Source organism: Streptomyces sp. CO7, from assembly GCF_053474865.1.
This window is the reverse complement of the sequence record NZ_JBRIOU010000002.1, coordinates 1494548-1501105: the sequence shown is the minus strand read 5'-3', so window position 1 is coordinate 1501105 and position 6558 is coordinate 1494548. Positions and strand designations below refer to the sequence as shown.

The 6558-nt window shown below is 74.1% G+C and carries 9 protein-coding genes; 6 read left to right on the top strand and 3 right to left on the bottom strand.

Translation table 11 applies throughout. From position 1 onward, the window contains the following. Window positions 1-102 precede the first annotated feature (102 nt). The 3 genes from ACOV8S_RS08860 (at window position 103) to ACOV8S_RS08850 (ending at window position 1861) form a co-directional block, all read left to right on the top strand. Window positions 103-240, top strand: coding sequence for a hypothetical protein (locus ACOV8S_RS08860; protein WP_448317153.1), 138 nt, complete (start codon window positions 103-105; stop codon window positions 238-240). 52 nt (window positions 241-292) lie between these two features. Then, window positions 293-1057, top strand: a complete 765-nt coding sequence (locus ACOV8S_RS08855) for a bestrophin-like domain (protein WP_448317152.1) — start codon at window positions 293-295, stop codon at window positions 1055-1057. Window positions 1058-1237: 180 nt separating this feature from the next. Next, window positions 1238-1861, top strand: a complete 624-nt coding sequence (locus tag ACOV8S_RS08850) for a hypothetical protein (protein WP_448317151.1) — start codon at window positions 1238-1240, stop codon at window positions 1859-1861. 188 nt (window positions 1862-2049) lie between these two features. Here ACOV8S_RS08850 and ACOV8S_RS08845 read toward each other — a convergent pair whose 3' ends face one another. Continuing rightward, a complete protein-coding gene (locus ACOV8S_RS08845; RefSeq protein ID WP_448317150.1) occupies window positions 2050-2544 on the bottom strand; it encodes a hypothetical protein in 495 nt (164 codons plus the stop codon). A gap of 332 nt (window positions 2545-2876) precedes the next feature. Between ACOV8S_RS08845 and ACOV8S_RS08840 the strand changes: the two genes are divergently transcribed. Continuing rightward, on the top strand, window positions 2877-3539 hold the full coding sequence (locus ACOV8S_RS08840) for a class F sortase (RefSeq protein WP_448317149.1): 663 nt from the start codon (window positions 2877-2879) through the stop codon (window positions 3537-3539). Between the two features lie 74 nt (window positions 3540-3613). Here the strand turns inward: ACOV8S_RS08840 and ACOV8S_RS08835 are convergent, their stop codons facing one another. Continuing rightward, window positions 3614-4522 (bottom strand): polysaccharide deacetylase family protein, encoded by a 909-nt coding sequence (locus ACOV8S_RS08835; RefSeq protein WP_448317148.1) that lies wholly within the window; start codon window positions 4520-4522, stop codon window positions 3614-3616. 209 nt (window positions 4523-4731) lie between these two features. Between ACOV8S_RS08835 and ACOV8S_RS08830 the strand changes: the two genes are divergently transcribed. After that, the gene (locus ACOV8S_RS08830; RefSeq protein ID WP_351115174.1) at window positions 4732-5280 is read left to right on the top strand and encodes a sigma-70 family RNA polymerase sigma factor; all 549 of its coding nucleotides are present in this window, start codon (window positions 4732-4734) and stop codon (window positions 5278-5280) included. 109 nt (window positions 5281-5389) lie between these two features. Then, complete coding sequence (locus tag ACOV8S_RS08825) at window positions 5390-5896, top strand: hypothetical protein (protein ID WP_448317147.1); 507 nt, start codon at window positions 5390-5392, stop codon at window positions 5894-5896. Between the two features lie 69 nt (window positions 5897-5965). Here ACOV8S_RS08825 and ACOV8S_RS08820 read toward each other — a convergent pair. Further along, window positions 5966-6558: zinc finger domain-containing protein (locus ACOV8S_RS08820; RefSeq protein WP_448317145.1), on the bottom strand; the 593-nt coding region annotated here is incomplete at its 5' end.

Here is a 6558-nt window from a genome sequence, read left to right as displayed (position 1 = left end):
CCGCCGCGCCCCGCGCCGCCCGCGCCGCCCGCGCCGCCCGCGCCGAAGCCTGAGCCGAAACCTGAGCCGAAACCGACGGTCCACCGGCCGAAGGCGCCGCCGGTGAAGCCCGTGGTCTACCCGGTCCGCAAGGCGGCGACGCCCTCGCTGCCGCCGCGCCCCCGTCGCTCCCTCGTCCAGCTCGCCCTGCTGATCACGGCCCCCGCGGTGATCGCCGTGGCGGCGCTCCGCCCCCGGTGACACGGGCGCTCCGCCCTGTTCCCGACCCGTCCCCGCTCCTCAGGAGGATTTCTTGCCGGAATGGCTCGTACTCGCCCTCGCGATGGCCGCCGCGTGCGCCGTGGTCGTCGTGGTCGCCTTCATCCGGGAGCGCACCGCGCGGGAGGACGACGACCCGGACGAAACCCCCGACGTGATCGAGTACATGACGATGATGATCGGCGTGGTCTACGCGATCGTCCTCGGTCTCGCGATCGCCGGCGTCTGGGAGGCCCGCAGCGCCGCGCAGGACAACGTGCGGGCCGAGGCGATGGCCCTGCACGAGATCTCCGAACGGGTGCGGCCGTATCCCGCGGAGGTCCGCGACGACATCAGGCAGGACGTGCGCGCCTACGTCGGCCACGTGGTGAACACCGAGTGGGGGACGATGGCCGACGAGGGCCGGCTCACCGACCGGGGAGCGGTGCTCCTCGAGCGCCTGCGGCACGACCTGACCGACTACCGGCCGGCGTCGGACTACGAGGCGCAGGCCTACCAGCCCCTGCTCGACCAGGTGACCGTGGCGGACCAGGCCCGCGGGGCCCGGGAGGACGCCACGCAGGCGACCATGCCGGGGGTGGTGTGGTTCGGGCTGATCATCGGCGCGATGGTGACCATCGGCATGGTCTTCGCCCTCCAGATCCGGCGTACCGCCCGGGAGTTGGTGCTGGCCGGTCTGTTCTCCGCACTGATCGCGTTCCTGCTGTTCCTGGTCTGGGACTTCGACGCCCCGTTCAGCCGGGGCATGGACGTGGACGCCACACCGTTCACGGCGTTGTTCCCGGGCGTCGTGACGTAGGCCGTCGCGGGCCGCTGCCCGCCACACCTTCCGCGGGGCCGGACGACCCGTCCGGCCCAGTGCCGTCACCCGTTCGCCCGAGCGGAATCGCGGGCCGGCCGCCGTGTTCCTAGCGTGCTGCGCAGAACAGGGGGCGGTGGAGCAGGTCCGCCGCCCGCACCGGCAGAACCGGAGGGCGTCATGGGCGTCACGGGAGTCATACGCGTCGCATCGGCCGTCGTGCTGGGTGTGACCGCCACCGCGGTCACGCCCGGCGTCGCGTTCGCGGCCCGGAGCGCGCCGCGCGCCGAGGGCGGTACCTCGTTCTCGTTCGCCGTCGCCCCGGAGGCCGTCGCCCCGGGCGGCAGGGTCACCCTGTCGGTGGACGGCTGCCCGCACACGGCGCGGGTGTCCTCGGACCTCTTCGCCACGGTCACGATCCCCGAGGGCCGCACGACCGCCCGGACCCGGATCCACCGGGACGCCCGTCCCGGCACGGTCCACCAGGTCTCGTTCCGGTGCGGACGCGAGACGGGGGTGACCGAGCTGAGGGTGCGGGCGGCCCGTCCGGGCCCGGCCCCGACTCCCACCCGTCCGGCGCCCGTCCCCAGCCGTCCCGGGCACAGCGGTTCACCGGTGCCCGCTCCCCCGCCCGGGGGCCACTCCTCACGGCAGCCGGAGCACGGCGCGCACGCCGGTGCGGGCGGGGCCACCGCCGGCTTCGACCTGGGCGACCTGGGCCTGGGCGCGCTGCTGGTGGCCGGCGCGCTGGCGACCGCCTACCGCAGGACGCGCTCCACCACCACGACGGACGACCAGGGCTGAGCGACCAGGACCGAGCCCGGTGCCCCCGCCCCCGCCCGGTCATCGGTGCCGGTATCGGCCGGGAGCGCTTCGGGCGCACCGGAACGGCGTCCCGCCCCGCACCCCCGTCGGGGGTGCGGGGCGGGACGCCGGCGCGTGCGACGTTCCCCGGAACGCTGGAGTGCTGACCGCCGGACTGCCGGGCGGGATCAGATACGGCTCTCCGCGCGACGGCGCATCCAGAAGAAGCCACCGCCGAGAGCCGCGGCGGCGACCAGCCCGCCGCCGATGGCGACGTCGGTGGGCGTGGCGCCGGTGAGGGAGCTGCCGCCCAGGCCGCCGCGGACGCCGCCGAGCACGGTGAAGGCGTTGGACCGGGTCAGGGTCTTGCCCTCACCGCAGTTGGCGGTGATGCTGTGCGACCCCGCGGTGGCGTTGGAGTTGACCCGCACCGTGGCCGTGGACTTGCTCCTGCTGCCACTGACCGGGGTGAGGGAGGTCGAGGGGAAGGCCGGCGAGGTCACCGTGGAGCCCGGCATGCGGCAGGAGCTGCCCTCCACCGTGACGGTGAGCTGCCCGCCCGGGGCGATGGTGCTGGGGCTGACCTGGATGCTGCTGGGGTCCGACCAGGCGCCGGCCGTCGGGGCAGCGAGCCCGATGGCGGCGAACGCGGCGGCCGAGACCGCCAGGGCACGAGTACGCATGTGTTCCTCCGCGGAAGACGCCCCGGGACCCGTCCCCGGTCGATCGGCGAGAAAGCGCCTCCCAGTCAGACCCTGGGTCGCCCGCTGTTCCCCCGCATTTCGGCCTTCCGCCGTCCTGGTGAGCCGACACGCCGCAGGGACACACCGAATGCGGCATATCCGCAGGTCATCCGGTGTCGGAGATTTTCTCCGGCGCCGCCCCGGATGGCTCAGGGGCGCGATGCGCAGCCACCCGTTCGCCCTCGCCCCGATGCCGGTCGCGCGCACCCCGCTTAGCGTTCTGGTATCGCGACAGACACGGCGACGGCCGCGTCGAGAGGGGAATGGCGAACATGTCTGCGTCCGAACTGACGGAAGAGGAGGAGCGGCCCCGACGGCGCGCGCCCTGGGGCGTGATGGCGCTGGTGCTCCTCACCGGGCTCGCGCTCATCCGGAACGGCTCGGGGGAGTTCGACACCGGCCCCCCGCAGCCCACGTCGGTGGCCGCCGCCGACACCCGGGTCCGTCCGCAGGCCTTCCCCGGAGCGCCCGCCCCGCTGCCGTACTCCGAGGCGGACCGGGTGCGGATCCAGTCGATCCAGGTGGACGCCCCAGTCGTCCCGGTGGGCCTGGACCCCGACGGCTGGGTCGCGGCCCCGCCCCCGGAGGACCCCAACCTGGCCGGCTGGTTCAGCGGCGCGGTGACCCCCGGCGAGAACGGCACGTCCGTGCTGGTGGGCCACGTGGACAACGCGCAGGGGCCGGCGGTCTTCTACGGTCTGGGCGCGCTCAAGCAGGGGAACAGGGTCGAGGTGCTGCGCAAGGACGGGAAGCTCGCCGTCTTCGAGATCTACGGCATCGAGGTCTACGACAAGAACAACTTCCCCGGCGAGCGCGTCTACGGTTCCACCGGCACACCCGAACTGCGGGTCATCACCTGTGGCGGCGGCTACTCCCCGCAGGAGGGTTACGCGGGGAACGTGGTGGTCTTCGCCCGCCTGGTCGAGGTCCACTGAGACCGGTCGCCTCCCACGACGGTGGGCCGGTACGAGCGGATGCTCGTACCGGCCCACCGTCGTCGTGCGCCCGGTCAGACCGCGCGCCGGCGCGGCACCGCGACGTGGTAGCCCTCGTCGAGCAGCCGGGGGAGGTAGCGGCGCAGCGCCTGGACGCTCTGCGACCGGTTGCCGCCGGCGTCGTGGGAGAGCACCACGGCGCCCGGTGACGCCTCCTTCTCCACGGTGGCCGCGATGGCCCCAACGCCCGGGGTGCGCCAGTCGAGGGTGTCGACGGTCCAGGCCATCGGCTCCATGCCCAGTTCCGCGCCGAAGCGGTAGGCCTCCCGGTTCCAGGCGCCGTACGGGGCGCGGAACCATGCGGGGCGCACCCCGCAGGACTTCTCGACGATCTCGCTGGTGCGTTCCATCTCGGCGCGCACGGCGGAGCGCGAGAGCTGGGTGAGCAGCGGGTGGGACCAGGTGTGGTTGCCGATCACGTGGCCCTCGGCGGACATCCGCCGGAGGAGGTCCGGGTTGGCCTCGGCCATGTTCCCGCAGACGAAGAACATGGCGTGCAGCCGGTGTTCGCGCAGGGTGCGCAGGACTTCGGGGGTGTAGCGGGGGTCGGGGCCGTCGTCGAAGGTGAGGACGACGGTGCGGCCCAGGCCGCCGACCCTCAGGAACGGTTCGTCGCGCACCGGCGTGCGGGCCGGTTTCACCGCGGGCGGGGCGAAGCCGGCCAGCGGGCTCAGACGGTACGAGGAGGAGACGGGCGAGCGGACACCGCCGCGAGCGCCGGGCGCCCTCGCGGCCCGGCCGGGCGCCCCGCCCGCCGCCTTCGCCGACGGCGCCCCGGCGGACGGCGTGCGGGCGGCCGGCGCCTCGGAGGAGAAGAGGGACACGACGCCCGCCGTGCCCGCCGCCATGAGGGCGGAGGCCCCTGCGATCAGCGCGCTCCGGCGGGACACGCCACGCCGGTCGAGCAATTCATCCAATTTCATGATTAATCAGTCGCGCGGCCCAACGCTCGTCGCATCCCGGATGGGCGTGGCGGGGGGTGATTGCACCCTTGCGGAGCACGCGGCACGGCGTGTCGCTCGGCGGCGCCGGTCGACCGTTCGTCGCACCGCTCGGCGACGTGTTCGACCGTCCGCCGCAGATCCGCGCCCGCCCACTGTTTCGCCGTCGCGACGTGCGGTGCCATACGGCCATGACGGCCGCAACCACCACCATGAACCGAGGAACGACCGCCGAGCACGAGCTGGCGCGGCTCCAGCGGGAGCACGGGCGTCCCCTCTTCGCCCTGCTGCTCAGGCTGTGCGACGGCGACCGCCAGCGTGCCGAGGACCTGGTCCAGGAGACCCTGGTCCGGGCCTGGCAGAATCCCGCGGCGCTCCACGACGACGCCTTCGAGTCGGTGCGCCCCTGGCTGCTCACGGTGGCCCGCAGACTGGCCATCGACGCCCGGCGGGCACGCCAGGCGCGCCCCGCCGAGGTGGGCGACGCGGTGCTGGAGAACGCGCGGGTGTGCGCGGACCACGCGGAGCGGTCGGCGGCCGCCCTGGACGTGCGCGAGGCGGTGCGGCGGCTGTCGCCCGAGCACCGCGACGTCCTGGTGCTGGTGTACTTCCGGGGCGCCAGCGTCGCGGAGGCCGCGGACGCGCTCGGCATACCCGCCGGAACGGTCAAGTCCCGTGCGTACTATGCCTTGCGGGCCCTGCGCAGGGTGCTTCCCGGCTACGCACCCGACCTGCGGTGAAACCGACGTCACGGTCAAGCCTTCTTAAAGCGCCTTGCCGATGACCATGGTTGAGTAATCGGCTGTCCCCATCGGTTCGTTGCGGACGGCCGGAGGAAGGCAGGCAGTCATGGTGGACACAGGAGAAGGACGCGCGGAGCCGGACGGGCTGACGGTGCCGATGGCGTGGCTGTACGCCGAGTACATCGCCGAGGAGCTGCTGCGGTCCGGGGACCTGATGCCGCCGACCTCGTTCGAGTACCGGGCGGGGCGGGAGGCGCTGGCGCTGACGGTGTTCCTCTCCGACCTGGAGGGCGAGTTGAGCGGCGTCCAGGTGGTGACCCGGCTGGAGACCTGGCGCTCCCTGACGGCCTACGACCAGCCGTGGCAGGACTGGGTGCGCGAGCGGCTGGACGCGCTCACCGCGCAGGCCGCCGAGCGGGGCGGCCGGCCGGGCCCGGACCTGCGCCTGGCCCTGGCCGCCTGGCGCTGGCTGGAGGAGACCGAGCTGCTCGCCCCGGACCTGGACGCGGTGCCCGGCGGCGGTCCGGTCCCCGGGGACGACGGGCCGCAGCGGTGGACGCCGGCCTGGCAGCTGGGTCTGCCGCTCAGTCACCTCGCCATCCACCTGTTCTGAGTCACGCGCCGTTCCCGGTCACGCGCCGTTCCCGGGCCCGCGCCGTTCCCGGGCCCGCGCCGTTCCGGGTCACTTGAGCAGGCGTGACAGGCGCCGGTCGGCCAGCGGACGGCCGCCGGTCTGGCAGGTGGGGCAGTACTGCAGCGAGGAGTCGCTGAAGGACACCTCGCGGACGGTGTCCCCGCAGACCGGGCAGGGTTCGCCGGTCCTGCCGTGCACCCGCATGCCGCTCCTCTTCTCGGCCTTCAGCCGTCCGGCGGCCACCCCGCGGGAGCGTTCCACCGCCTCGGTGAGCGTCGAGCGCAGCGCCTGGTACAGCCGGTGGGTCTCCTCGGGCGTCAGCGAACCGGTGAGCTTGAACGGGGACATCCGCGCGGCGTGCAGGATCTCGTCGCTGTAGGCGTTGCCGACGCCGGCGATCAGGCTCTGGTCGCGCAGCGCGCCCTTCAGCTGCCGCCGCTCCCCCGCCAGCAGCCCGGTGAACCGGGCCTCGTCGAAGTCGTCGGCGAGCGGGTCCGGTCCCAGGCTCGCGACGCCGGGGACCTGGGCGGGGTCGTGCACCACGTACACGGCGAGCCGCTTCTGCGTGCCGGCCTCGGTCAGGTCGAAGCCCTGTCCGTCGTCCAGCGCGGCCCGCAGGGCGATCGGGCCCTTGCCGGGGC

Coding starts and splice junctions, on each gene's coding strand:
- ACOV8S_RS08850 (WP_448317151.1), top strand. CDS start 1,238: ATGGGCGTCACGGGAGTCATACGCGTCGCATCGGCCGTCGTGCTGGGT.
- ACOV8S_RS08845 (WP_448317150.1), bottom strand. CDS start 2,544: ATGCGTACTCGTGCCCTGGCGGTCTCGGCCGCCGCGTTCGCCGCCATC.
- ACOV8S_RS08840 (WP_448317149.1), top strand. CDS start 2,877: ATGTCTGCGTCCGAACTGACGGAAGAGGAGGAGCGGCCCCGACGGCGC.
- ACOV8S_RS08835 (WP_448317148.1), bottom strand. CDS start 4,522: ATGAAATTGGATGAATTGCTCGACCGGCGTGGCGTGTCCCGCCGGAGC.
- ACOV8S_RS08830 (WP_351115174.1), top strand. CDS start 4,732: ATGACGGCCGCAACCACCACCATGAACCGAGGAACGACCGCCGAGCAC.
- ACOV8S_RS08825 (WP_448317147.1), top strand. CDS start 5,390: ATGGTGGACACAGGAGAAGGACGCGCGGAGCCGGACGGGCTGACGGTG.